Origin of the sequence: Synechococcus sp. PCC 7502 (genome assembly GCF_000317085.1) — a bacterium.
In the GTDB taxonomy this organism is placed as follows: Bacteria; Cyanobacteriota; Cyanobacteriia; order Pseudanabaenales; family Pseudanabaenaceae; genus PCC-7502.
The window spans coordinates 942,001-968,642 of the sequence record NC_019702.1; the positions used below are offsets into that span (position 1 = coordinate 942,001).

Annotated in this window: 26 protein-coding genes; 11 read left to right on the top strand and 15 right to left on the bottom strand. The window is 40.8% G+C overall.

Translation table 11 applies throughout. The annotated features are described in order from the left end of the window. The first annotated feature begins 175 nt into the window (after positions 1 to 175). Positions 176 to 1,183 (top strand): phenylalanine--tRNA ligase subunit alpha, encoded by a 1,008-nt coding sequence (gene pheS / locus SYN7502_RS04625; RefSeq protein WP_015167716.1) that lies wholly within the window; start codon positions 176 to 178, stop codon positions 1,181 to 1,183. A 126-nt stretch (positions 1,184 to 1,309) separates the two neighbouring features. Here pheS and SYN7502_RS04630 read toward each other — a convergent pair whose 3' ends face one another. The 3 genes from SYN7502_RS04630 to SYN7502_RS18110 all read right to left on the bottom strand — a co-directional run bounded on the left by SYN7502_RS04630 (position 1,310) and on the right by SYN7502_RS18110 (position 4,038). After that, positions 1,310 to 1,522: a hypothetical protein gene (locus tag SYN7502_RS04630; protein ID WP_015167717.1), complete on the bottom strand. Its 213-nt coding sequence runs from the start codon at positions 1,520 to 1,522 to the stop codon at positions 1,310 to 1,312. A 153-nt stretch (positions 1,523 to 1,675) separates the two neighbouring features. Then, on the bottom strand, positions 1,676 to 2,551 hold the full coding sequence (locus SYN7502_RS04635; RefSeq protein ID WP_210391365.1) for an isoaspartyl peptidase/L-asparaginase: 876 nt from the start codon (positions 2,549 to 2,551) through the stop codon (positions 1,676 to 1,678). A gap of 140 nt (positions 2,552 to 2,691) precedes the next feature. Further along, entirely contained in the window at positions 2,692 to 4,038 is a 1,347-nt protein-coding gene (locus tag SYN7502_RS18110; RefSeq protein WP_015167719.1) for an S-layer homology domain-containing protein, read from the bottom strand. Between the two features lie 316 nt (positions 4,039 to 4,354). On the opposite strand from SYN7502_RS18110, the gene SYN7502_RS04645 reads away from it, so the two are divergent. After that, on the top strand, positions 4,355 to 4,657 hold the full coding sequence (locus tag SYN7502_RS04645; protein ID WP_015167720.1) for a TMEM14 family protein: 303 nt from the start codon (positions 4,355 to 4,357) through the stop codon (positions 4,655 to 4,657). Between the two features lie 40 nt (positions 4,658 to 4,697). Then, positions 4,698 to 6,140, top strand: a complete 1,443-nt coding sequence (locus tag SYN7502_RS04650) for an isochorismate synthase (RefSeq protein ID WP_015167721.1) — start codon at positions 4,698 to 4,700, stop codon at positions 6,138 to 6,140. Here the strand turns inward: SYN7502_RS04650 and SYN7502_RS04655 are convergent. Next, positions 6,126 to 7,715 (bottom strand): transglutaminase domain-containing protein, encoded by a 1,590-nt coding sequence (locus tag SYN7502_RS04655; RefSeq protein ID WP_015167722.1) that lies wholly within the window; start codon positions 7,713 to 7,715, stop codon positions 6,126 to 6,128. The genes SYN7502_RS04650 and SYN7502_RS04655 overlap by 15 nt on opposite strands. Before the next feature lie 199 nt (positions 7,716 to 7,914). Between SYN7502_RS04655 and hisH the strand changes: the two genes are divergently transcribed. Continuing rightward, on the top strand, positions 7,915 to 8,541 hold the full coding sequence (gene hisH / locus SYN7502_RS04660; RefSeq protein ID WP_015167723.1) for an imidazole glycerol phosphate synthase subunit HisH: 627 nt from the start codon (positions 7,915 to 7,917) through the stop codon (positions 8,539 to 8,541). A gap of 48 nt (positions 8,542 to 8,589) precedes the next feature. Here the strand turns inward: hisH and SYN7502_RS04665 are convergent, their stop codons facing one another. The 3 genes from SYN7502_RS04665 to SYN7502_RS04675 all read right to left on the bottom strand — a co-directional run bounded on the left by SYN7502_RS04665 (position 8,590) and on the right by SYN7502_RS04675 (position 10,892). Continuing rightward, on the bottom strand, positions 8,590 to 9,231 hold the full coding sequence (locus tag SYN7502_RS04665) for a ribonuclease H-like domain-containing protein (RefSeq protein WP_015167724.1): 642 nt from the start codon (positions 9,229 to 9,231) through the stop codon (positions 8,590 to 8,592). Between the two features lie 198 nt (positions 9,232 to 9,429). Beyond that, positions 9,430 to 9,951, bottom strand: coding sequence for a DUF427 domain-containing protein (locus SYN7502_RS04670; protein ID WP_015167725.1), 522 nt, complete (start codon positions 9,949 to 9,951; stop codon positions 9,430 to 9,432). A gap of 29 nt (positions 9,952 to 9,980) precedes the next feature. Further along, positions 9,981 to 10,892 carry an ion channel gene (locus SYN7502_RS04675; protein WP_015167726.1) on the bottom strand — a complete coding sequence of 304 codons (912 nt, stop codon included), beginning with the start codon at positions 10,890 to 10,892 and terminating at the stop codon, positions 9,981 to 9,983. Positions 10,893 to 11,109: 217 nt separating this feature from the next. Here SYN7502_RS04675 and ilvA point away from each other — a divergent pair, with 217 nt between their 5' ends. From ilvA to SYN7502_RS04690, 3 genes are all read left to right on the top strand, one after another. After that, positions 11,110 to 12,621 carry a threonine ammonia-lyase, biosynthetic gene (gene ilvA / locus SYN7502_RS04680; protein WP_015167727.1) on the top strand — a complete coding sequence of 504 codons (1,512 nt, stop codon included), beginning with the start codon at positions 11,110 to 11,112 and terminating at the stop codon, positions 12,619 to 12,621. A gap of 277 nt (positions 12,622 to 12,898) precedes the next feature. Next, a complete protein-coding gene (locus SYN7502_RS04685; protein ID WP_015167728.1) occupies positions 12,899 to 13,690 on the top strand; it encodes a ParA family protein in 792 nt (263 codons plus the stop codon). Further along, on the top strand, positions 13,683 to 14,579 hold the full coding sequence (locus SYN7502_RS04690; protein ID WP_015167729.1) for a coiled-coil domain-containing protein: 897 nt from the start codon (positions 13,683 to 13,685) through the stop codon (positions 14,577 to 14,579). The genes SYN7502_RS04685 and SYN7502_RS04690 overlap by 8 nt, the downstream gene beginning before the upstream one ends. Before the next feature lie 20 nt (positions 14,580 to 14,599). Here the strand turns inward: SYN7502_RS04690 and SYN7502_RS04695 are convergent, their stop codons facing one another. After that, entirely contained in the window at positions 14,600 to 15,091 is a 492-nt protein-coding gene (locus SYN7502_RS04695; protein WP_015167730.1) for a YajQ family cyclic di-GMP-binding protein, read from the bottom strand. A gap of 296 nt (positions 15,092 to 15,387) precedes the next feature. Here SYN7502_RS04695 and SYN7502_RS04700 point away from each other — a divergent pair, with 296 nt between their 5' ends. Beyond that, positions 15,388 to 16,695, top strand: coding sequence for a response regulator (locus SYN7502_RS04700; protein WP_015167731.1), 1,308 nt, complete (start codon positions 15,388 to 15,390; stop codon positions 16,693 to 16,695). Positions 16,696 to 16,730: 35 nt separating this feature from the next. Further along, a complete protein-coding gene (locus SYN7502_RS04705) occupies positions 16,731 to 17,147 on the top strand; it encodes a chemotaxis protein CheW (RefSeq protein ID WP_015167732.1) in 417 nt (138 codons plus the stop codon). A 13-nt stretch (positions 17,148 to 17,160) separates the two neighbouring features. On the opposite strand, the gene SYN7502_RS04710 is transcribed toward SYN7502_RS04705, so the two are convergent. The 3 genes from SYN7502_RS04710 to SYN7502_RS04720 form a co-directional block, all read right to left on the bottom strand. Next, positions 17,161 to 17,598: a DUF29 family protein gene (locus tag SYN7502_RS04710; protein ID WP_015167733.1), complete on the bottom strand. Its 438-nt coding sequence runs from the start codon at positions 17,596 to 17,598 to the stop codon at positions 17,161 to 17,163. A 60-nt stretch (positions 17,599 to 17,658) separates the two neighbouring features. Next, positions 17,659 to 19,929, bottom strand: a complete 2,271-nt coding sequence (locus SYN7502_RS04715; protein ID WP_015167734.1) for a glycosyltransferase family 2 protein — start codon at positions 19,927 to 19,929, stop codon at positions 17,659 to 17,661. A 111-nt stretch (positions 19,930 to 20,040) separates the two neighbouring features. Next, positions 20,041 to 20,481 carry a RipA family octameric membrane protein gene (locus tag SYN7502_RS04720; RefSeq protein ID WP_015167735.1) on the bottom strand — a complete coding sequence of 147 codons (441 nt, stop codon included), beginning with the start codon at positions 20,479 to 20,481 and terminating at the stop codon, positions 20,041 to 20,043. Positions 20,482 to 20,684: 203 nt separating this feature from the next. Here SYN7502_RS04720 and SYN7502_RS04725 point away from each other — a divergent pair, with 203 nt between their 5' ends. Both SYN7502_RS04725 and lysS read left to right on the top strand, forming a co-directional pair. Further along, on the top strand, positions 20,685 to 20,939 hold the full coding sequence (locus SYN7502_RS04725) for a hypothetical protein (protein ID WP_015167736.1): 255 nt from the start codon (positions 20,685 to 20,687) through the stop codon (positions 20,937 to 20,939). Positions 20,940 to 21,004: 65 nt separating this feature from the next. Next, complete coding sequence (lysS, locus tag SYN7502_RS04730; RefSeq protein ID WP_015167737.1) at positions 21,005 to 22,579, top strand: lysine--tRNA ligase; 1,575 nt, start codon at positions 21,005 to 21,007, stop codon at positions 22,577 to 22,579. On the opposite strand, the gene SYN7502_RS20105 is transcribed toward lysS, so the two are convergent. The 4 genes from SYN7502_RS20105 to SYN7502_RS04745 form a co-directional block, all read right to left on the bottom strand. After that, positions 22,569 to 22,742 (bottom strand): hypothetical protein, encoded by a 174-nt coding sequence (locus SYN7502_RS20105; protein WP_015167738.1) that lies wholly within the window; start codon positions 22,740 to 22,742, stop codon positions 22,569 to 22,571. The genes lysS and SYN7502_RS20105 overlap by 11 nt on opposite strands. After that, entirely contained in the window at positions 22,705 to 24,594 is a 1,890-nt protein-coding gene (locus SYN7502_RS04735) for a two-component system response regulator (protein ID WP_015167739.1), read from the bottom strand. Before SYN7502_RS04735 ends, SYN7502_RS20105 begins: the two co-directional genes overlap by 38 nt. Before the next feature lie 142 nt (positions 24,595 to 24,736). Continuing rightward, on the bottom strand, positions 24,737 to 25,948 hold the full coding sequence (locus SYN7502_RS04740; RefSeq protein ID WP_015167740.1) for a site-2 protease family protein: 1,212 nt from the start codon (positions 25,946 to 25,948) through the stop codon (positions 24,737 to 24,739). A 94-nt stretch (positions 25,949 to 26,042) separates the two neighbouring features. Then, positions 26,043 to 26,639 (bottom strand): ATP-dependent Clp protease proteolytic subunit, encoded by a 597-nt coding sequence (locus SYN7502_RS04745; RefSeq protein ID WP_015167741.1) that lies wholly within the window; start codon positions 26,637 to 26,639, stop codon positions 26,043 to 26,045. Positions 26,640 to 26,642 lie beyond the last annotated feature (3 nt).

Sequence of the window (26,642 nt, forward strand, 5' to 3'; positions counted from 1 at the left end):
TTGACAAGGCAGCAAATAATACCTGAAGTAGCTTAAACCCTAAAATTTCTCTACTAAATTTCAGTAACTAAATTTCTCTATAAGTATTGCAAAAATGATATTTCAAAATGGGAATTGCTGTGACAAGATTAAATACCTAGATAAAATATCTAAATAAAATATAGGTAAAATTCAAATGACTGCTGATTTAGATAACTTAAAACTCAAACTCCAATCTTTATCTACCGATGCCGCCGCTGCCGTGGCAAAAGTGGAAACAGCAGAACAACTAGAACAGGTTAAGGTAGAGTTTTTAGGCAAAAAGGGTGTTTTACCGCAACTGTTAGGAGGAATGGGTAAGCTTTCACCTGAAGAACGTCCCCAAATCGGAGCGATCGCCAATGAAGTTAAGCAGTCTTTACAAAATCAGCTAGAGGAAAAGCGGGTAGCTATTCAGCAAGCAGAAATCATTGCCCGACTAGAATCAGAAACCTTGGATGTGACAATGCCCGCAGTGATTCGATCTCCCCAAGGTAGGATTCATCCATTACAAAGCACCATTGACAGAGTGCTAGATATACTAGTAGGGTTAGGCTTTACCACCGCCGAAGGCCCCGAAATCGAGACAGATTACTATAATTTTGAGGCTTTAAATACGCCTGCTGACCATCCCGCCCGTGATATGCAGGACACGCTCTATTTAAATAATGGTAAGCTCCTACGGACGCAAACCTCTTCTGTGCAAGTGCGGTACATGGAAGCGAATGAGCCACCGTTTCGGATTGTCTGCCCTGGTGGTCGAGTCTATCGCAAGGATGAGGTTGATGCTACCCATTCCCCGATTTTTCATCAAATGGAACTTTTGGCAGTGGAAGAAGGTTTAACCTTCGGTGATCTGAAAGGAACAGTTAGAACTTTATTAGAAGAATTACTAGGCGATCGGGCAGTGAGATTTCGTCCCAGCTATTTCCCGTTTACAGAGCCATCGGCAGAGGTAGATGTGGAGTGGAATGGACGTTGGCTAGAAATTGGTGGCTGCGGCATGGTTGATCCAAACGTATTCAAGTCCGTGGGCTATGATCCAGAGGTTGTATCAGGTTTTGCCATGGGGTTTGGTGCTGATCGCATTGCTATGGTGCTACACCAAATTGATGATATTCGCCGACTATTTACCAGTGACTTAAGGTTTTTACGCCAGTTTTAACTCAAAAGCAATCAAAAGAAATTAGGGGAGATTTTAGCAATAAATTTCCATACAAAAGTTTCACAAAAAAAGGAGGCATCTGCCCCCTAGTTTTTCAATTTCAACCTAACTTTTCGATCTAACTACTTACAATGAACGAATTAAGCTAATTAAACCTTGATCAGCACCGTACTCAATTACTAACAGCAATACAAAACCGATCATAGCGAAGCGACCATTCCATTTTTCAGCAAATTCGGTAAAGCCAACTCTGGATTCTTCATCTACATAAACAGGAGGCTCGTAGGCAAAGTTGTTTAATAAACCACGATCATCGATTACTGTAGTACGTTGTGCCATGTTCTTAAATCCTTTTTAGAAATTTGTTTTAACCTTATGTAAATTATTGTAACAAACTATTGCTTGAATGTAAAGTAAGATTTTCAAAGTAAGGATAACCTTAATTACCTGAGAAAAAAGTAAACAATTTAGCAAAGTTAATCCAAATTTACTTTAAACCAAGGTATCTCCGATTTTAGTCCCATCATGAAACGCCGCAAATAAAACTGAGGTCGTTTTACCCCAAGCGATCGCCCCATTCACATCAATGCAAATTGCCCCAAAGTCTCGGTTTCTGGATTCAGCCTCTGCAAAGGATTTATCCACTGCTGTTTGTAAGCTCATACCATCGGTAACTCTGACTACAATTTTTGCTGCCAAGCACTCATCAATAATATCTTCCCCCACGCCTGTACAACTTACTGCTGCTGTTGCTGTCGCATAGTTACCTGCGGGCATTGCCGAATCACTAACTCTGCCAATGCGCTCAAATCCTCTTCCCCCTGTGGATGTACCTGCACAGAGTTTCCCGTTTTGATCTAATGCCACCACACCAATTGTTCCCATTGCTACATCTGCCATTTTTCGAGAAAAATTAGTTTTACGTTCTTCGATCCATTCGTATAAGCGTTGATCGGTTAGGGGATTATAAACTGGTATGCCTAATTCCCTAATTAGTTCGATGGAGCCTTGATCAGAAAGCACCCGATCATCGGAAGTTTGTAGTGCCTGTGCCAGATAAATCGGATTTTTGACCCTAGCTGTATTAATCACTCCGCTAAAGCTTTGGCGATCGCCATCCATAATCGAAGCACTCATACGAATCTGTCCATCGGATTGTAAAACTGAGCCAGTACCAGCATTAAACCGAGGATCATTTTCTAAGAGTTCACACCCTTTGACTACAGCAGCGATCGCACTTTCACCATTTAAGAGCATTGGGTAAACCGCATTGAGAACAGCATATAAGGACTGACGCACTGCTTCTAAGCCCCCTTTACTTTCCACTGTACTGCCTGCCCCGCCATGAATAATGAGTTTCGGTTGAATCGCCATAGATTAGATAAATTAGATTTAATTTTTAATTAGTGATTTTTTAATTAGTGTAAATCTAAGTTATACCAAACTTGACGCTACCTTACTTTTAGATATGGCAGAGATATAGCCAATCCCGTTTAGTTCGTTAATATTTACTGCTGCCTTAAAAGTAGCTCGGAGCTTTGGGATTGATTATTTTCGCGATTAGTTGCTGTCATCCGCACCCGATAACGAGTCCCTGAGGTTAGATTGCTAGACCCAGGTATATTGACGTTAAATCGCCCTCTTTGATTAGCACGAACTGTGTTATTGAATATGGGCTGAGAAATATCGATAATTCCACCCACAGACCTAAGAGCCTCAACTATTACACGCACATTGGCATTGGGAAGAGTTTGTCCAACGAGATTAACAGGTAGGTTGATGAAGTCATTGTTATTGACATTGGTAATTTGCGGCTGTAAAGTCCCATAATTATTATTGCCAGGGTTGTTATCAGGGTAATTATTGGTATTAATGGCGATCACCTGATTTAGTTCTTGGGTAATAGGTCTTATTCCTTGTCTAGAAATAGTTGCCACTAGTTTGGCTCTTGTTTGCCCATTTTGACCATCATTGCGCCGAATTGTATAGCGTCCTTCATACACACCACTATCAATTTCATTCGTAGAGATAGGGTTATTTTGATTTAGTCCGACCAGTGTGAAGCTAGCAGTAGCTCTTGGTGTAGCATAGATGGTTACCACTAGTTCATCCCCAGCAGATAAAACTTGGCGAGAGTTGATATTAGTTTCAATTCTGTTGATATTTAAGTTAGATGTTACAGGCACAGAACTAGAGTCTAATGTCCCAATGGTAATTGCTGGTAAATTGCGATCGCCCAATCGGAAAATAGTTTGATAGATCAAGGCAGCAACTTCCCCACGGGTAGCTAGGTTATTGGGGGCAATGCGGCTGGAATCAGGGAAATTAGCAATAATTCGGGCGCTAGCGGCTTTGGATACACTATCTGCTGCCCAATCAGGAACGGCATCGCGATCGGAATAGCGGTTAAGTTCATTGGGGTTAGGGCTAAATCTATTGCCCAGTGCCTTTGCCAAAATCACTAAAGCTTGAGCTCTCGTAATCCGATCTTCAGGGCGGAAGGTACCATCGGGAAATCCAGTTACTAAGCCAGAATTACTCACTGCACTAATGGCAGAACTTGCCCAATAATTCGGGGAAACATCGTTAAAATTACTGTTATTTGAGCTAGAAGATAGGTTAAAAGCTTTAACAGCGATCGCCGCAAACTGCGCCCGGGTAATATCTGCACTTGGCTTAAACGTCCCATCGGGAAATCCACCGATAATACTGCGATCGGCTAAGGAAGTGACGTACTGTTCTGCCCAATATCCTCGAATATCATTAAAGTTAGAAGATTGAGCTAAGACTTGGGGTACATACATTAATGCCCCTAGGGTAGAGGCTGCTAAGATGCTGTTGCTAAATTTAGACATAGGTTTAAGAAATTTTTTGCTAATTTTTTACTAGAAAGATGAATGAATAAACGTAAGCGCGCTGATCTTCACATTTACTGGCACTGGCTTAAATTTAACTAAAAATTTAACTAAGGACTTAAAGGTACTGACTTATAGTGACTGAATGTAGTTCCCTGTGGGTGTTATTCGTATCTCTTCCTAGGGAAAGTTTAAGGTACGGGGATATGTAAACTTGTGTATCCATAAGCTTATTCAAACAACACAGAATGATAGTGTTCATAAATTAAACTCATAAATTATTAATTAACTATTTAAGCTAACTATTCAAACAAATATGAACTTAAGTGTAATTGCCACAATTGCCTATGGTGTGCTTGCGATCGCTGGTGGGGTCATGGGCTATGTTAAAAGTCAAAGTCAGGCTTCTTTAATTTCAGGCATTATTAGTGGTGCCTTGCTTCTAGTTGCGAGTATAGTGCAGTTAAGTGGGCAGGATTGGGGTAAGTATTTAGTCGTGGCGATCGCGGCTGCATTGGTGGTGGTATTTATCGTCCGTCTTGCTAAAACTCAGAAGTTTATGCCCGCAGGTATAATGATCATTGCTGGTGTGGCAACGTTAGGGGCAGTACTGCTCTAGGTTGTTGAATAGAAGAATTTTCAGTAGGACGTTGGGCAAAATGCGATCGCTTGATTTAACACCTATTTCACAGGCGATCTCTTATACCCTTAGTCAAGCTAAATCCCTAGGTCAGTCCGTAGTATTGTCCTATTCTTGGGACTATGGTGAATCTGAGCAAACTTCTGCTGATGCTCTGTTAGCTATGGCTGGAGTCGGAGAATATAAATTTTATTGGCAACAGCAATCCTTAACCCTAGCAGCGATCGGAGTAGTCGCCCAACTCGAACTAACGCCTAATCTTAATAGGTTTGAAGCAGCACAGTTATTTTGCCAGAACTATCTGAATCATTCTGTAACTAGAGGTGAAACCTGCCTAGGCTATATTCCCACCTATGCCTTAGGAGGATTTGCCTTTCACGATCACTCCCAAAATAGTTGGCAGGGGTTTCCCAATGCTAGGTTGTTTATCCCCCAGTGGTTAATCCAAAAGCAGGATAATTCACCCTTAGTTATTACCTTAAATTGTTGTATTTATCCCCATGATGATTTCCATAAATTAGAAAAACTAATCTGTCAGAGGGTTTTAGAATTTCCTAACCTAGGGGAGAGCGACACAAGTGCTAATAACCACCAACCAAACTCTAATTCCGATCAGAACCCAGTGCAGAGTCTGGAGGAGGTCACAGGCGATCGCCCTTGGACAGAAATTGTCGAACAAGCAGTGAATCTAATTAAGAAAGGAAAATTAGAAAAAATTGTACTGGCAAGAGCCTTAGATGTTCATTCGCTGGCGCATCCAATCGAAGTATTGAATTCCTTACGATGTAGCTATCCTGAGTGCATTTCTTTTTTATTAAATTTTGGGATGACTAGCTTTGTGGGGGCAACGCCAGAAATATTATTGCAGTTTCAAGGTGATGACTTTGGTAATTTACAACTTAAAAGTGATGCGATCGCTGGCTCAACCCGCCGAGGATTATCCACATCTGAAGATATACTTTTAGGAAATTTGCTCCTTGCAAGTTTGAAAGATCGCTACGAACATGAAATTGTGATCAGATCAATATGCGATCGCCTGCAAAACCTAGGTGTGGACTTACAACCATTATCACCACCCCAACTAAAGCGATTAAGAAATGTGCAGCACCTTTATACGGAAATTAAAGGCAAATTAGCGGATTGCCCTTGGCTCAAAAGTTTTGAAATTTTAGGTCAGCTTCATCCCACAGCCGCAGTAGGAGGAGAACCTCAAGATATATCCGTCCAGTTAATTCAGGCTTCCGAAGCTTGCGATCGCGGTTGGTATGCAGCTCCGATCGGGTGGGTTAATAGCAATGGTGCAGGCGTATTTGCCGTGGGTATTCGTTCAGGCTATATTAACGGTGAGACTGCTCGTATTTATGCAGGGGCGGGAATAGTTGCCGATTCTGATATTGCCTCGGAACTGGGGGAAACGGCGATTAAGTTTGAGGCTTTGTTACGAGCGTTAAAGTTCTCTTAAAATCTTAAAGCGCACATGGTTTAAAGCTAACTCGCCAATAGAGAAGGGTTGAGGGCGAATCGTTTCAAAGGTAACACCTTTACCAATTTCCACATGGTACCAAGGTAATCCCATAAACCAACGGGTAGGGTAGGGGCGATCGCCAGTATCATCAGGATTAGATTCCATCGGCAACCAACCAATACCAGGAATATAAAACTCTACCCACACATGATTGTAATACTGCACTAAAGGTATATTCTGCTGATCGGCAACGGGCGGGCATTTATATCTGCCTACGGTGCGACAGGCAATTCCATTCAGACGAGCTAATGCTAAAAGTAAACCCACATACTCTCCACAGGAGGCTGTTCCTCTGGCAATTACTTCATCGGGGGTACTAATGTAGGGAATCATGCGATATTCCAACTTATCGTACACATATTCCCGAATCAGCAGCATCTTTTTTAAGATATTATGCTCATTGCCCACTGCTTCCCTTGCCGCATCTTTGATTGCCTGTATATCCATCCCCAAGCCATCATCATCAATTAAATATTCCGCTTGTAGTTCGGGCGATAGCGGCGGGGCATTATCAACTTCATCATAATTAATTTCGTATTTAATCCCTCGCAGTTCTAGGGTTGCCTTCCAACCAAACATTCTTGCTTCTTCAGCTCGCAGTTCCCCAATCTTAAATACGGCAATTCTCTGCCCATTCACTATATTTTCTTCAAAGGGCATGCCGATCGCTTCGGTGGAAATCACTTTTTGCCGATCAGTATCATCGGGTAAGGCAATCCGCCAAGTCAGATTATGCACATCTTGGGGGTCTTCACAGGCGGTTTCCTCTAAGTAGATCATCTCCACCAAATAGCCATTGGAGAGCGTGTAGCGAGGTTTACCGTGATGGGGAATAATTTCTAAGCGATGAATAAAGGTGCGATCGCGAATCGCCACAGACAAAGGAATCGGATCATTGGGATTATCCCGAATATAATGTTCATCACCCGTATAAACCACATAGGGTTGATCACCGTGAAAGGCAATCCCCAAAGGATTCGCAAAGGGAGTCAAGGCACGTTGCTTAATTTCCCCTGTTTTAGTATCCATGCAATAAACTGTTTCTTCTTGGCGATCGCACACCCACAGATCACCATTATGAATGGTTAATCCTTCTTCCCCAATTCCTGGTGCATCAATGACACGAATCAAGCCCCTAGTAGCACGACCAAATACAAAAATTTTATTAACCGCATGGGAACTGACATATACGGCGCCATCGGATACGGCAATCCCATGAATTTCCTCTGGCAGTTGGATAAAGGGCTGTAGGTCAAAATCATCCATGTTGCAGTAATAGATGGTATTACCTTGAGCCAACCATAAAATCTCACCCGTAATTGCTATACCTGTACCATCGGCAAAGAGTTTGGAATTATAGACATTCAGAATCGTCGAACCTTCAGTGCGGGGATCAATTTTCAATAAATGCCCCTGATAAGCATCTAGAGCGATCGCATAGTCAGACTGCCACACCAAACCATAGAGAGTATAGGCACCAACAGGATGAATTACGGAAGGTAAACTTACCATTACTTACAAAATTTAACTACAAATTTAACTAGAATATTGAGCCAATGGAGGCATATTAGCATTACCGTTCCCTATAAATTAGCTCGGATCATACTTTCTTAGTATTGTGATTTAAGACGATCTGGATAGGTTTTTGTAACAGCACCGCCTAGAATTTAGAGAGAACTGGAATTACTAAAATTAAATTAATAAAACTAACGTGACTGCGATTGCTGTAATTGACTATGATATTGGCAACCTGCATTCTGCTTGCAAGGGCATAGAAAAGGCGGGGGCAGAGCCAATTATTACTTCTGACCCTAAAATAATTGCCAATGCTGATGGTGTAGTCCTGCCTGGAGTAGGTGCATTTGATCACTGTATGCAAAACCTCCGAGGACACAATTTAGAGTTGCCAGTTAAAAATGCGATCGCCTCTGGCAAGCCATTTCTAGGAATTTGTGTCGGTATGCAAATTCTATTTGAAGGTAGTGAAGAAGGACAAGAATCGGGCTTAGGCATAATCTCAGGTAGGGTGCAAAGATTTAAAGCTGAACCCCAAATTACGATTCCCCACATGGGTTGGAACCAATTAAACATCACTCAGCCCAATTGCCACCTGTGGCAGGATTTACCCAAACATCCGTGGATGTATTTTGTCCATTCCTATTTTGCTGTACCAAGTGATATTTCTGTAGTTGCCGCATATACCCAGCATGGGAGTCAAAACGCCACCGCAGCGATCGCTATAAATAACCTAATGGCAGTACAGTTTCATCCCGAAAAATCCTCTGAAATGGGAATCAAGGTACTTAGTAACTTTGTAGATTTTGTCCGTCAGCAATAATTCTCTTGCACTTCCCGTATTTCATTAGTTATTAAAAATACTAGTGAATTACTGATGGGAAAATAAATCCTCATAACCCAATAAATCTAGCTCAACAAGGGTATGCAGGTAGCCAAAACTCTTTTGTGCCAACTCATAGCGACCTTCACGCACTAGCATCTTAGTTAATTTATTTTTAACTGAGACTAAGTAACGCACATCATTGGCGGCATATTTTAATTGCTGATCAGAAAGCTCGTAGGTACTTCCCCAATCTGAAGAACCAGCACTTTTATCTAATTCAATTTGCTCTAGTTCTTTGACTACTTCCTTTAGTCCGTGGCGGCTGCTATAGGTACGGGCAAGTTTACTAGCAATCTTTGTACAGAAAATAGGATTAGTAGTGATGCCTAAGTGGACTCTAAGAGTACAGATGTCAAATCTGGCATAGTGAAATACCTTGGTGACATTACTTGCTTCCATAAGCTGCTGAATCAGCGGTGCCGACTTAATGTTCTGTGCTAATTCTTGAGAAATGCGTACCACTGTCACATGATCTTGATCATCACAAATCTGGATTAAACACAATCGATCGCGGCGGGGAATTAATCCCATAGTTTCCGTATCTACAGCGATCGCCTCACAATTTAGATAGTAATTAAGGGTATCAAGATTAATATCGTTATCAAAAACCTGAAAACTTGGAATCATATAAGAAAATATAAAAAGCTGGAAATTTGTAAATACCAGAGTTAAATGCCTGAGCTAGAGTATCTACGCTAGTAAGTATCCTCCATTAAATCACTACTAATGCCTCTGATGTTCAAAAGTAGTTAACTATCTGCCATAACAAATCAAACGCTCGTCCGCCCTGAAAATAAAGATTCGGGATATTTTCCAAATTTATCCCTACCAACCCATTGAACTGCGATCACCCTTAAAAGGACCAACAATATCACTGGTAATCCAACCGCCATAAAATCCCCCTGGTTGCGGTGTAACTTTCTCTCCGTTTACATAACAGCCATCCATCGGGGCGGGGTAGAAAGCAATGTAATCTTTAATACTGCTAAATGCTTCTGTGGGTTCGGGATAGCTCCATGCTACTTTTTCGAGGAGTTTACCGTTAACTTTAACGCTGTAGTAAATAGCAAGTCCTTTCCATTCACAAAAACTTGTCCCTGATGCTGGGATTACGTACTCCATAACAATATCTTCAGGCGAAATGTAGTACACAGGCGGATGACTTGTTTCTAGGACTCGTTTAGCTTTATTTGTCTTGGCGATCACTACCCCATTACAAACAATTTCAATGAGCTTTGATGTATCTTCTAATCGAGGTGGACGGGGATAATCCCACACTGATTCCTGTCCTTGCTGCGGTGGAATGGGTATGGGTTTATTAACTATTTGATTAAAGGGATTAAACATAATGTCACCGTATTTTTCAGAATTTACAACTAGATTTTGGTAGCTGCAGGAGTAATCTGGTGAAATAGCCTATAGTCAATCGATCGCCCACCATCGGGCAGTTTTGCTAAAATATCCACAAACCTCATATTCCAAGCAATCTCATCACAAATAAAGGAATGGCGCGCATAAATAGTCTGGGCAAAGGTTTCGTCTATACCTGTTAGGGTAACGATAATTTCGGCATCGACTTCCTGTAAAGTTTGGGTCGTAAATCCATGCAAGGGACTGGTTTCATCAATAATATGCATTGCCATCCAAGTCAAAGAAAAAATTGGTGTTTGGCTGCGGGTTAGCTTTAAATCATAAAATCTCCGCATAGTTGAACCTTCATCACTAATCTCATCTCTGAGTAAAACTGCCCAAAGTTTTGCCTCTAAAATTGTATTTTGACGTTCGTTAGCAGCCCTAAACATCAAAGTTGGTAAGCCATTATAATTAGTAATTACTGCCACTTGGCTAAATAAAATTCTGGATGTGGGTCGGGCAAATCGGGCAAACATCAGTCCAGTTGCCATGGCTACGGTAATCAAGCCAACTAAAGCCTCTACCACCACTATCACATTGGCATAGACCGTACTGGGATAAATGGAGCCATAGCCAATAGTTGCCATAGTTTGAACACTAAAAAAGAAAGCATCTCCAAAGGAATTAGGCACAGCATTTTTAAGACAGTCACCACCAGCAAGATAAAGCAAGGCAAAACCTGCATTAATCGCTACATAGCCTACACAAATTAAGCTAACTAACCATAGCCAATGAATTGTCAATAGTAAATGATAAATGTCTCGCCAATAGGAATGCTCACTACCCAAACGAATTACGTTTAAGGCAGGACTTTGCCTACGTTTTACCAGTCGAGGACGCAGGTTAGGAGGTTGGGATTTATGTACGGAAGCCAAGATATGAACTAATAGAGACTTGATAAATTTATAAACTGAACCAATATAGGAATAGAGAGAATACCCAGCTTTTTTTAATCTTGCAGGTAAAAATACAACCTCTTAAGTAGCTGATAAATAGCTTAAAATTACACCTCAGCCTTTTTTTTACTTTTGTTTAATTTTCAATTTTTGTTCAATTTTATCCAAAATTTTAATTCTTTATTAAATTCACACCATGTATTGTGACTATTTAGTCCAAATTCTCACCGCCCGTGTTTATGATGTTGCCCAAGAGACTCCTTTAGAATATGCTGCCAACCTTTCCACTCGACTAAATAATCGACTGTTACTGAAGCGGGAAGATATGCAGTCGGTTTTTTCCTTCAAATTGCGGGGAGCATACAACAAAATGGCAAAGCTATCGCCTGAATTACTGGCAAAGGGAGTGATTGCGGCATCGGCGGGGAACCATGCCCAAGGGGTAGCACTAGGGGCAAAAAGACTGGGAACAAAGGCAATAATTGTCATGCCCGAAACCACGCCAGATGTAAAGGTCAATGCGGTCAAGTCCCTTGGTGGAGAGGTAATTCTGCATGGGGATAGCTTTGATGATGCCTATGGCTATGCGCGTAAATTAGAAATACAAGAAGGTTTAACTTTTATTCATCCCTTTGATGATCCCGATGTGATTGCAGGACAAGGCACCATTGGTATGGAAATTCTGCGCCAGTGTCAGCAACCGATCGCTGCTATTTTTGTGGCTATTGGTGGCGGTGGCTTAATCTCTGGTATTGCGGCATACGTGAAACGATTACGTCCAGAAATAAAAATTATCGGTGTAGAACCTGTGGATTCCGATGCCATGAATCAATCTCTCAAGGCAGGACACCGAGTCCGCTTAAATCAGGTGGGGCTATTTGCCGATGGTGTGGCGGTCAAAGAAGTGGGAGAGGAAACCTTTCGTCTGTGTCAGCAGTATGTGGATGAAGTGATGCTAGTGGATACCGATGATACCTGTGCGGCAATTAAAGATGTATTTGAAGATACGAGATCAATTTTAGAGCCTGCTGGAGCTTTAGCGATCGCTGCGGCGAAGATGTATGTGGAACGAGAACAAATTCAAGGACAAACTCTAATTGCTGTTGCCTGTGGTGCCAATATGAACTTTGATCGCCTGCGGTTTGTGGCAGAACGTGCCGAATTTGGGGAACGGCGAGAGGCAATTTTTGCCGTAACTATTCCAGAGACTGCGGGGAGCTTGCGTAAATTTTGTGATTGTATTGGCAAGCGTAACATGACCGAATTTAACTATCGCATTGCCGATGCTGAAACCGCCCATATTTTTGTGGGAATGCAAATTGTTAACCGTGCCGATGCTAAAAAAATTGTGGAAACCTTTGAAGCTAATGGGTTTAAAACCCTTGACTTGAGTGATGATGAACTGACAAAACTGCACTTACGTCATCTAGTTGGTGGGCGATCGCCCTTAGCTAGTAATGAATTACTCTATCGGTTTGAGTTTCCTGAACGTCCGGGCGCATTAATGAAATTTGTCGGCTCCATGAGTCCCAATTGGAATATCAGTCTATTCCACTATCGTAATAACGGTGCAGACTACGGCAGAATTGTGGTGGGTATTCAAGTTCCCCCAGATGAAATGACCGAGTGGCAATTATTTCTAGATCATCTGGGCTATCGCTACTGGGATGAAAATAAAAATCCTGCCTATAAGCTATTTTTGGGCTAGGGTACTTAGTTAAATATCAACATTTACAGATAAACTTAAGCGATTGAGACGCTCCCAACTTGATGATTCCAACTTATTCTCAGCTTATAGAGTTGGGAAAAATTTGAAAACTCTGCTAATCTTCTGAGTAAAGAAATAAATAAAGATTTGTTCTAAAGATTTACTTTACTATTGGCATCCTAATATATAGCTGTCTAATATCTAAGTTGGGAATCTCGTAAGGAAGTCTGCATTTAGTCTAAATTAGCTAGTATTAATTTCTCCCGCAACTGAGTCGATGACTAAAATTTTTGCTTTTACCAATAATAAAGGCGGTACAGGTAAGTCAACCCTATGCTCTAATACTGCTCACTTCACAGCATTAACTGGTGCAAAGGTTCTAGTGATTGATATGACTTCTCAGACTACCTGTAGCAGTTTGTTTTTAGGAACAACTAAGGGCTTAGAAGAAAGTGAAACTGTCCTAGCATTTCTCAAAAAGCGACCAGATCGGCATATTGAAGACCTAATTTTTGAAAGCAAAAAAGGACTTGATATAGTATCTTCCCATGTGTCTATGGCAGAAGCAGTAGCACAACTATCAGCAATGCAAATGGGTAAGGAAGGAGTCTTAAAGCGGGAAATTGAGAGAATTAAGGAACATTACGACTATATTTTTATTGATAGTCCCGGCGATCTAAACGAACTAACCGCCAATGCCCTTGTACCTGCAACGAAGGTATTTATTCCCACAAGGCTTAATCGCACTGATTTTCAATGCACTGAAACTACTATTAGCTTTATCAAAGAGGCGGAAAATTTTATTGGCGTGCGGGAAGTAAAGGTCATAATTAATATGTTAGACGATCGCTACCTAGCAAATGGGGTATGGTCGAACTCACATACAGGGGCTTTATACAAGCAAGCTCAAAGTGCCTTTGCCCATATTTTATCTCCAGTTACGATTCCCGACAGTACTGATATTCGTACAGCGTTCGATCGCGGGTTAACCGTAATAGAATATAAACCAGGTGAGGTGGCAGCAAAACGCATTCAAGAATTAGTGAATAGGGAGGTCATCGGTGACTGAATCTAATTTGGCGGCTAATCTTTTTCCCAGCGAAGTGTCTCACACTCAACTTAATCATGGTGATAATTTTGAAGTTAATGGCTCTCAAGTTAACAGTAATCCTACACCCGACTTAAATCATCAAGAATTAACAGAATTAATTGCTCTCCGTCAAGAAGTAGCTCACCTCCAGCAAAGGTGCCGAGACCATGAGCAAGATCAGCAACAAAGGCTAACGGAATCAGAGCGGCTGCATAGAGAAATCAAGCATCTGAAATTGGAACTTAACCATACTGAGGCTACGGCAAAAGAACTACAGCGATCGCTCCACAGTCAACTTCAACACTCATGGGAACAACAACAGCATGATTTAATCACGTCCTTTGCCAAATTACGGGCGATCGACCAGGAACGACTAGCGCATCAGGAACAGCAAATTCAAGAACTTAATGAACAGAAACTACTCCTAGAGGCAAAGCAACTGGAGCTAGAGAATAATCTGGAAACAGCATTGTTAGAAATGGCACAAAATACTAAAACTCTGCAAAAATTACAATCTAGTCCTAGCAACTCCCACCGTGAACAGACCCGAAATATTTCTTTGCAATCGGTACTAGAGCAATCAATTAGAAGCTTGCAAAACGAATATACCAACTCCCAAAATCGGATCAAAGAATTAGAACATCAAATTGGGGAACTACAGGAACAAATCTTACAACAATCTGGACAAGCCATAGAGTACGAAGCCGCTGTCCAACATTGGCGAGAAAAATCTCTAATTCATCAAAACCATGCTATTCAGCTAAGTACTGCCCTCGAACGATTTATAGATGGTAAGGATATTCCTAAAATTATCGAACCGAATAAAGTGGACTTACCCTCATTTTTAATCAGACAGAGAACTGGCTAACTATATTTATCAGGGATTTATTAGCGATAATTATTAAATTGAAGGGCAGTGGGAAAGTCTTGGGCTTTCAGAAGTTGCATAACTGCTTGTAATTCATCTTTGGACTTAGAAGTTACTCGTAAGGAATCCCCTTGAATTGCGGCTTGAACCTTGGGAAAGTTATCTCTAATCAGTTTAGAAATTTTTTTGGCTAAATCCTGCTCAATTCCTTTTCTGAGTTTAATGACTTGAACTATGCGATCGCCACTGGCTGATTCAATTTTGCCATAGTCGAAGATTTTCAGAGATAAATTTCGTTTAATTGCCTTAGATTGTAAAACATCATGGACGGAGGTTAGGGTAAATTCACTATCAGTTTTAATGGTGATACTATCTGGTTCTAGGTTTATTTCTGTACCTGTGTTTTTGAGATCATAGCGGCTAATAATTTCTCGTTTACTCTGATCGATCGCATTAACCATTTCCTGATATTCAAATTCACTAACCACATCAAAGGAAAAACTTGTTGCCATAGATAGATTTTTTTTAATAGATTTTTTATTTAATTATTATTTAGTTATTAGATGCTTAATTTAGAATTGTAGTAAGAACTTAATATAACATTTAATTTTTTTAATTTTTTCAATCTGATGCTTACTCAGACATTTTGATTGCACTTTTAGCATGATCCCTAGGTATGGAGCTAATTTAATTAACTTATTCAATTTAAGATGATATTAATGAAGGCTGCACTGCAAGAAAAGCTGTAAAATCAACGAAATGTGGGAAAGCAGAACTTATTTATACTGCCTACTGATTACTTAAACCTATGAATAATTTTGCCACCGCCACTTTATCCAATAAAGGATTTACTAAAGGTTCACCCGTAGGAGCTTTGCAGCATTTTTGTAGCAATCAAACTTCTGGGAGACTACAGGTGGTATGGCGAGATGTAACTTGGATTATTAGGCTTGAAAATGGCAAGATTACCTATGCTCGACATTCAGTAGAGCCGTTTGATAATTTAATTTGTCATCTGCGGCTGATGAGTTTTGAAGTTCCCAGTTTGACTAAGGAATTTCGCTCAAGGGTTTCAGAGTTGTTTGAAGATGTCAGTGTAGCTAAACAAGAATTACTAGACACGGAAGAAATTACCTACCAATGTAATGAATATGAAGCTTTATGCTGGTTGCTAAATCAAGGGCATCTTACACCTGAGCAAATGAAAGTAATGGTACAAAGAATGACCAAGGAGTCGTTAGAGCTATTATTTTGGCTGGATGAAGTTAACTATAAATTTAGCGATCGCCTTGATATTCCCCAGAGTCTTTGTCATTTAGAATTATCAGCCTTAATTGCTCATACTCAACAACGCTATCGGCTTTGGCAATTTTTATCACCCCAAGTTTGGTCTCCCTATCAACGTCCCTATTACTTTGGACAGAGTAAGAAACAAAAAGAATTGCTGCCAGAAATGAAGTTGCAGGAAAAATTCAGCACGATCTTGAAGGGCTTTAGTTTCCGTCAACTGGCAATTTTAATGAAACAGGATGAGTTAAAAATTGCTGGGGGATTACTCCCGTACATGGCAGAAGAGGTGGTGGTATTGAGAGACCCTCAAGCTCCCTTTGATAAATTACCCCGAGTTCCCGCAGAGTTACCTTCGGTTTTGGTACAGGCGATCGCTACTAAATCTGCACCGACAACTGCACCCATAGGCGAAAAGCCCGAACCTGTTGCGAATTTGATCAAAGATATTAAAGTTGAAGAAACCACCTATACGATCGCCTGTGTGGATGATAGCCCTACGGTTTTAACGGAAATTGGTAGATTTTTAAAGGACTCCAACCTCAAGTTCTTTGCTATTAATGATTCACTTAAAGCTCCGATGCAAATTCTTAAACTTAAGCCTGATCTGATTTTGCTGGATGTGAATATGCCTAAAATTGACGGCTATAAGCTCTGTAGTTTACTCAGAAATAATCCTGCCCTTAAAAATGTGCCTATTATCATGGTGACTGGTAATACGGGAATTATTGATCGGGCAAAGGCTAAAATTGCTGGCTCCACCGACTATTTAACTAAACCATTTACCCAAGAAGGCTTACTCAAAATGGTATTTAAGCACTTATCTTAGGTTTTAGTGGATTAGGGAAAAACAGAGAAAAACCCATGACTGATTTTCTAGAGGTTCGAGTTGGTCAAAGTTTGCTCTTGTTACCCATAACTTGTACCCAAGAGGTCTTAAATATTCCTGCTAGTTTAATTGTTCCCGTACCTAATATGCCATCTGCGGTTTTAGGAATGCTGAGTCAGCATAGCCAAGTTTATTGGACATTCGACTTAGGGGTAATTTTAGGCTTGCCCGCCCTTGGTAATCTCTCTAGGTATGCGGTGATTATTATCGTTAGTGAAAATCGGGTCATGGCGATCGCTACGGAAACCATCAACGGCATTCATAAATTATCCACATCAATTAAATTAGACAATAAAGCACAGGAAACAACTAAATTAGCTCCCTATCTTGATGGTTATATAGATAATTGGCTGGTATTAAATCCTCAAGCTCTTCTCAAGTCTGTAATTTAGACTGAATAATCATCTAAAAGTCATCCAAAAATGATGAAATGGCAACCATTGCGCGATCACAAATTTCTTGTTTATCCACCATTGCCTGAAGTGTACGAGCATCATACTGTCCCTCATTAACTTCCAATGAAGCTTGGTTAATAGCCTGACGATAGCCACTCTCTAAGGATTCTCGTAACTCTTGGTCATTTAGATACGTTCCCTTTGAATTAGGTCTTGCGTTCAGGTCTTGAATTTCCAAAACTGCGTTGCGGATTGATACATCCCAAGAACGAGTTGTGCGATTTTCGACTTTTTGCTTAATCAGATGCAAAAGCAAAATAATGCCATAGCTACGAATTTTATTGAGAATATCTTTTCTGCTCATTTCTTCCATTTCATCAATCATCAGCATGGCACTAGATATATTACCTTTCTGTAGCAATGTGCGTAATTCTATTAGTTCTTCCATAATGATTTTTTATTGTTTTTGGTTGCTCTACCTTAGTTCTATTTTCACAAATTCTAAGGTTTATATTTGGCAGATTGATATAGCACTGAGTTCATTTTTCCTGCCAAACAGTGCCTTGGGTTTAACTAAACTACGAAATAGTAACCACAAAGAAGCAATTTCACTGGGATTATTTTGGTGTTTCCATTGTCCGGGACGACAGAATAGCATTTCCACTAGGCAGCGATGTTGGGTCAGGCTCACTTGATTAAAGGCAACTTTGATCACTGGGAATCCTCCTTCTAGGCTGGTTTTATAGACATAGGCATTTAACTTTAAGCTTTCTTCCATAATCTCTAGGTTGACCTCGGTTTCTGCTTGAATCCCACTTTGAGTCAGGACAATTTCTGCCCCTACCTCTGAAATAATGGCAGTAGTTCCCCAAAAGTTGCGATCGCCCACTTGAATTTTGACGACCCGCCGCAGATCAAACCACTCATATAAATTGGGTTTAGGTACGTCTAGCATCACCAACAGGGCAATGCCCAGCAGCACAAGGTTATAGGTACTCCATAGCCATCCCAAATTTAAGCCTTTAACCTGATCCGTAACGTCATAACTAGATAATTCCATCACGCACATGCCCAAGTTAATCCATAAACTCACGGCTGTAGCAATAAATACGATCACCAAGGGGGATGCTAACGTCCAATTAAAACTAAGGCGATCGCGATTAGTACCTTTGGGGGTGACCTTAAACCCCTTAGAAAAGGGCTGAAATAAAGTTTGAATTACGGTAGCGGCAAGGGGAAAACACAGCACCACATCATAAATATCTGATAAAAAGGCAGAACGACTATAGTTACTCAGCCATGCAAATACTGTTAAGTTGACAATATATAGAGGGAGGAAATAATACAAAATTTCATCGGTGCTTGCTCGCACAGGAATCACGCCGATAAAAGCCGTAGCCAAAGGAATAAGTAAAAATCCTACCCTAGACAGGCTGGTAAACCAATGCAGAATTCCTGTCAGGTGCGAAATGCGTTGTAATGGTCGTAAGCCAGCGATCGTCAGGGGGTTTTCCTTAATAAAAAATGCTTGCAATGTTCCCTGCGCCCACCGCAGTCTTTGGGTAGCTTGAGCCCCCATATCATCAGGAGCAGCCCCAGCACTGAGTTTTTCATCTAAATAAATTAAGCGATACCCTTTACCCGATAGGCTAATAGCCGTGAAGTAATCTTCGCTGAGGGAACTAGTCACAAATTCACCCCCTGAACTTTGCAATGCCGATCGCCTCATCACAAAAGAAGTCCCAGCACAAACCACGCTGTCGGTACCATCTCGTACGGGTTGAATCTGGCGATAAAATGCCTCTTGTTCGGGTACCAAAATATTTTCTAAGCCTAAATTGCGGGCAATGGGATCAACACTATAAAAACTTTGGGGGGTTTGCACTAGGGCAGTATTGTGATCTTGGAAAAAGCCAACGGTGCGGGTTAGGAAATTACGGGTGGGGATAAAATCAGCGTCAAAACAAACAATTAGCTCCCCATTGGTGCGGGCGATCGCATGGTTTAAGTTACCAGCTTTAGCATGTTGATTATCAGGGCGAGTTATATACTCACATCCCAATTCCATCGCCAAGGCTTTAATTTCGGGACGGCGGGTATCATCCAGTACATAGATGGTTTTGCGATCGTAGTCTAATGCCTGACAGCCAATAATAGTGCGCCGCAGAATAAACTCTGGCTCGTTATAGGTAGGGATCAAAATATCAACACTCGGCAGATACTCCTTCCTTTCAACTGCTTGAGCCATGAGATCAGCTTGATGACGGCGGTCCTTGGTGCGAACCATTAAAAATAATTGCAACACCCCGTTAAAAATCGTCAGCATTTCCAGTATAAATAACCCCACACTAAACACACTATTGGTTACGTCAGACAGGTTAAGTGTAGAGAGCGATCGCCAAACCACATACCGAAACGTCAAGATTAACAACAGAGCAACCACTAAAAATCTTGACCAAGCTTGAGGCTGAGGCGAAATTTTCGTAATACTAAAAGCAACCGCAAACACACCCAAGGGTAATGCCACCACTGGTTGAGAAAGCGTATATAGGGTGGTCATGGGTAGCTGTAGCCAAGCTGGGCGATTAATCGGCAGTAACTGCATCTGCTCCATAATCGTATGCAGTGAACCCTGACTGGTAAACCAAGCTGCCACAACGCCACCACAAATAACAACGATCGCCAACATTAACAAACTAGCGGTGGGTGGACGAAAGGATAATCTTGGATCAACAACAAATGCTTTGGATGGTTGAGTATTAATATTTAATTGTTTCATTGTCTCAATCTGGCAATTACGTTATTGATTCAGCAAAATAGACTTAGCAAACTAGATCACGAACCCTAATCACATTATGGATGTTAGAACCCAAATTAGCCAATAGGGTTCCTAGTTCCATACCACAGCAACCAAAATAATTAACCACACACAGATTAAAGCCAAAGGCAAAAAAGAAGTAGGAAAGTTGCCAAAGGAATGCTGCCACTCGGTTTGTCTAACTCCTAATTTATAAAATCTATCTTCGCCATGTTCTAGGGACAAAGCATCTTCTAGGGAATTACGGATATTTTTGAGCCGATTAATTACCGAACGTGCGGCAAAAATCGCTGCGATCGCAAATAAACAGCTTAAAATTCCGATCGATGGAATTAACAGTCGCAATAGGTCTATAACTTTTCGCATAGAGTGATCTACGGAACTATTGGCACTCGCAGCTACGGCTGTAAACAGAAATGATTGGGAAATTACCATCCAAGACATGCGTTGTCCCATGAGGTCATATTCCATGTGAATTTGATCGTCGAGCCGCTTTAAGGTTGAAAAGTCCATTAATTAACCCAATTCTCTAATCCTAACTCAGTTATCATAACTTGAGCATTTTCACAACTTTTATCTACTGCCTGATAGCGGTTACTAGGGTTACTAAACTTGAATGATCAGAATTTAAGATGAAGCGATCAAGTTATTAGGCAAGGCTAACTATCGAAACTAAGCTAAATTAGGATAGCAAAATATTGACTAGGGCAAAATACATGGAAGCCTTTAATCCAACCCCCCCCGATTGGGCAATTACCGCAACTCATGCCCATAACTTTTGTTGTCCCAGTTGTCTGCGGTTACCTAAGGAGGCTAAGTCTGTATGGTTAAATCGGCGATCGCCCGTATATCTAGAAAATCGACGGCGCAAGTGGCAGGAATTTTATCATTGTGAATGTGGAACTGCTTGGTGGGCTTGGAGTAGCGATCGCCCGCCTTCCGAATTCGCCAAACGAGACCAAGACGAATAAAGCTATACTAGACATCCAAATATGATTTGGAAATATTATTTTGAATATTACTCCACATAACCAATATGTTCTGGGCTGATAAAATTGCATTAGATACGGAAACACCACAACCTTCTCAAATTATCGTTGTAAATGACTCAAAAACCCCATCAGGGCGGGTTCATGTCGGGTCTTTAAGGGGTGTAGTTATCCATGATGTGATCTATCGGGCTTTGAAACAAGCGGGCAAGCCAGTAAAATTTATCTATGGCGTTGATGACTATGATGCCCTAGATACAGTTCCCCATTATTTAGATCAAGAGAAATTTTCCCCCTATTTGGGATTTCCCCTGTGTAACGTCCCTTCCCCTGAAGATCATGCCCCTGAGTATGCCAAATTTTTCATGGGTGAATTTTTAGAAGTATTTGATTACTTGGGGATCAAGCCTGAAATTTATTACCTCAGAGATAAATATCGCTCTGGGGATATAAACAAATATATAGATATTTTCCTGACAAAAGCCCACCTAGTTAGGGAAGCATACAAACAAGTAAGCAAGGCTGACCGTCCCTCTGATTGGCTGCCTTTTCATCCAATTTGTGAGAACTGTGGCAAAATTGCGACTACCGTAACCACTGACTATAACGGTAAAGAAGTTTTCTATACTTGCAAACCCCATGCTACTAACTATGTCAAAGGCTGTGGACATTCGGGCTGGGTATCGCCCTTTAATGGCAATGGCAAATTACCGTGGAAAGTTGAATGGGTCGCCAAATGGGATTTAGTTGGGGTCAGTATTGAAATGGCAGGGAAAGATCACTCCCAAAAGGGTGGCTCTAGGGATGTGGCAAATTCCATCTGTCGTAAAGTTTTAGCTAAAGAACCTCCATTCCATAGTCCCTACGAATTTATTCTTGTCAATGGTACTAAGATGAGTTCTTCTAAGGGCGTGGGTTCTAGTGCCAAAGAGATGGCATCCTTACTGCCGCCAGAGCTATTAAGATTTTTAATGCTGAGAACTCCGCCAAAAACCGTAATTAATTTCTCTCCTAATTACGAAACCATTACCCGCCTATTTCGGGATTACGATACCCTAATTGCTAAATCTAGTGGAGATGAGCTTGAAGGAAAGGAAAAAGCTCCTTTAATCTATGCCCAGTTAGAAACTGAATCGGATCAAATCTCTATCTATCGGGCATTTGATATTAGTACTTTAATTTCTCTGCTGCAAATTCCCCATTTAGATATTGAAGCGGAAATTGAAAAACGTAGTCCTGACTTAAATGAATTTGACTGGCAGATTGTACGTCAAAGAATTGCAGTTGCCCGTAAATGGTTACAGGATTATGCCGATGAAGAAGAAAAATTAGTCTTGTATTTGGATCAAATTCCTGATCGCGCCCAAGAAATTACCGAACCACAAAAGCAATATTTTCACAAGCTAATTCAAAACTTGGAAGCTACTACTAATTGGGATGGAGATGCACTCCAAACTCTAATATTTGCTACATCTAGGGAGGTAGAGTTATCGCAAAAAGAGGCATTTCAAGCCATTTATTTTGCCTTTTTAGGAAAAGAAAGAGGTCCAAAGGCTGGAAGTCTATTTTCCTATTTAGATAAATCCTTTGTACTTAAAAGATTAAGTGATGTTAGTAGTTAGCAATTGATTTCAGGACTTCTAGAGCTTTTACATACTGTAAATCTGAGGAGGTACCTTTCCGATGGAGCCGAGTTAGTTGCTCCTTTTGTCTTTTAGTTATAGTAACTTCTACATTGGGCTTCGTTTCAAAGCGATCGCCAATTTTGGACAAACTTAGTGGCATCTGCTGCGGGTAGGGGTCTAGCAAATAAATATCCCTGTCCCATTTCACAGCCCAAATTTGTGAGCAATCGTAGCTGATTTGTAGTTTCAATTCCCTCTGCCACCACATCCATGCCTAATCTATGGGCAAGGGTAATGATCGTCTGTACAATTTCCGCATCCCCAGTGATTCTGCCAATGCGTTTGACAAAGGAACGATCTATTTTTAAGGTGTCAATGGGAAACTCATGGAGGCAACTCAAGGAAGAATAACCCGTGCCAAAATCATCAATACATAATTTAATCCCTGAATTTTGCAACTGCCGTAAAATCTTAATTTCTTGGGAAAAGGGATCAATTAAACAACTTTCCGTAATTTCCAGTTTGATTGAAGGTTCGGGTAAACAAAATTGCTGCAATATCGCCCTTAATCTTTCCACAAATCCCACTTGATGCAGTTGAATTGCGGATAAATTAATAGTCACCATTAGATGAGGCAGTAAAGTTTTTTGCCATACTGAGATTTGGCGACAGGCTTCTTCCATAATCCACCAGCCAATTTCTTTAATTAATCCTGTGTCTTCAGCGACAGGAATAAACTTATTTGGAGAGATAATCTCGTTAGTATGATTTTGAAGCCTAACTAGTGCCTCAAACCCAGAGATTTCGTTAGTGGCAAGATCGATAATAGGCTGATAGTAAAGGATAAAATTCTGGTCTACGATCGCCCGTTTCAGATCGGCTTCAATTTGTAACCGTTCCTTGGCTTGGGTTTTCATGGCTGGGGTAAAAATAGCATAGCTCCCTTTACCATTAGCCTTGGCATGGTACATCGCCGTATCTATATCTGTGAGAATATCCTCAGTGCGTTCGTAACCAATGGAGCTAATCGTCAACCCAATATTACTATCTGTAAGCACTTCATAGCCTTCAAGGGTAAATGGCTGGCGTAATTGGGATTGAATCCTCTCAACAATAGCGATTACCTCTTCAATATTAGTAATCGACTCTAGGAGTACCATAAAATCATCTCCCCCAAAGCGGGCGATCGTATCTTGGGGACGCAGGCAGTTTTTAGTGCGATGTGCCACACTTTTCAGCAGTTGATCACCAATAAAGTTACCAAGGGTGTCATTTACTAATCTGAATCGTTCCAAGTCAATGAATAAAACCGCATAAAGATAATCTGGATTACCTTGGGCGATCGCTATGATTTGGATTAAGCGTTCAATAAAGTAAAAACGATTAGGTAATTCTGTCAGGGCATCATGGCAGGCAGTATAAATTAACCGTTGTTCCCGTGCTAATAGCTGTTCTTGGACTGTCTGTAGTTCTGTTAAGGTTTGAGTTAATTCGCTGGTGCGTTCCCACACTTTCTGCTCTAGCTCAGTGGTCAGTTTTTGTAAAGCCGATTGAGCCACAATCCGTTCCGAAACTTCGGCTTTAAGGGCAATATTTTGACGGTCATACAACCTCACCAGGTTTTTCAGCTTAAGGTGAATTCTAACTCTAACTAATACTTCTTCGTGTTGAATCGGTTTAGTAATATAGTCCACTGCACCTGCTTGCAAGCCCTTAACTTTATGCTCCACATCCGATAATGCGGTCATAAAGATCACGGGAATATCTTTAGTATTGGGGTTACTTTTAAGGCTAATACAGGTTTCAAAGCCATCTATACCCGGAGGCATCATCACATCTAATAGAATCAAATCTGGAGCTGCATACTCTGCTTTCTCTAAGGCACTTTCCCCGCTTCTAGCCACTAAAATTTCAAACCCTTCTTCGCTTAGAAAATCAAATAAAATATCTAAGTTATCAGGATTGTCATCAACAATTAGTATGGTACTGTTTTCTAAAAACTCCGAGTTCATACCAGAATAGTGATGTTTTTAGGACTACGAAAAGCTTAATTTCCCTAAAGGTTATAACTAAAATCGCAATTAATCAGTACCAAAAAATAATAATTTAATTTTAATAGGATAAGTATTAATTTTAAGTAAAAAGGACTACGACTCAAGTTAAGAATTCGGGTACTGGTAAAACCACAGCCAATGCTATAGTTAGCAGCAAAATTCCCCATAGCTCTCTCCCTAAATTTAATTCGGTTACATCATCAAGAGGAGTAGGCTGAGAATAGTTTAATAAAAATAGGGCTATAGCAACGATAATTAGCCACGGTTGGGATATTAGTCCTAATCCAAGCAAGATCATGCGCATAATTGGTATAGCGATCGCCATGTTACCCTCCCCAAATATACTTCTTAGTAAATAACCTCCATCGGTAATACTGACAGGAATTAAGCTAATTGTCGTTAAATTGAGGCACCACCATCCCGCCCAGGAGATCGGGGACAAGAAATTTCCAGAATTAGGCGAAATTTGATGTAATCCCATCATTAATAGAGAAGCGTTAAAGTTAAACTCTACAGCTAAATTCCCTTGTAAATCACCTAGATGGGTTGGCTGTTGCATTAGTCCGAATAATACAAGGCATATTCCTATGATCAAACTAACTAAATTCGGGGCGATCGCCAGATCAAATAATGCTTGACGGTTGGGAATGTGGGACTGACACCATACTACGCCACCAAAGTGGGGCATAAAATGGGGTAGGGAAATTTTAATTTTATAGCGATTGGCTACCCACCTGCGCCCTAACTCTCTCAGAACCACACAAATAATTAAAATTGGGGCGATCGCCTGCAAAAGTGGAAATAATGGCGAAGCTTGATAATACAAACCTAATAATGCTAGTGGACATAAACCAATCATCACCGAACTAAACCACACTAAATGATGATGAAACTGGCTAAAGGGACTTTGAGGCGTAAAACTAGGAACAATAATAAAACTAGATCGAATTGCTTCCTGCTCTGAGTTCTGATCTGATATTTGATTTGTAGTTCTAGGTTCTGATTGCAATAAAACTAAAAAGCGATCGCCAAAAGCTTTCTGGATATTTTCACTAATTAGATGAAAGGCAGAACTAGTGGAACCGCGCAAATTACCTCGACAAACGATCGCATCATCACGATATTCTAGGGACTGTAAAAAATAAATAGACCAAGGGAAACAGCCTTTTAGCTTACTTTCATCGGGTAAGGCATAGCTAGATTTACTTTTATTGATTTCAGGCTTGATTACGGGCGATCGCCCAAACAAACTTAGGTATAGCCATACCGCAATTAAAGATGCTCCAGTAAAAAAAATGATTAATCTCTGCATTTAATTTCTGCAATTAATCTTTGCACAAGTCGAGATAGCAAAGCCCATGAAACTAGATAAACTCAAAATTCTAGTCCACGGGCTGAATTAGTAATTATTCGGGACGATCTTCAATCACTCGATCGATCAAGCCATAATTTTTAGCCTCTTCTGCGGACAAGAAATAATCCCGATCCATATCCCGCTCAATTTTTTCAAGGGGCTGTCCCGTGCGCTTGGCATATTCAAGGTTTAATTGCTTTTTAATCCTTAAAATTTCCCGTGCCTCAATCTCAATGTCCGTAGCTTGCCCCCTAGTACCACCCATAGGTTGGTGAATCATAATCCTAGAGTGCGGAAGTGCAAACCGTTTACCTTTGGTACCAGCCATCAATAGAAATGAACCCATAGAAGCTGCCAGTCCAACGCAAATGGTCGTAACATCAGACTTGATATGCTGCATAGTGTCAAAAATCGCCATGCCCGCCGTCACAGAACCACCAGGAGAATTAATATATAAGCGAATATCCTTAGTTGGGTCTTCGGAGTCAAGATACAGCATCACTGCCACAATTTGGTTAGCGATTTCATCATCCACCTCTTTACCCAAAAAGATAATGCGCTCCCGATAAAGGCGATTATAAATATCAATCCACTGGGTGTAGGGATCACCGGGCATTTTATAGGGAACTTTAGGAACTCCGATTGGCATAGT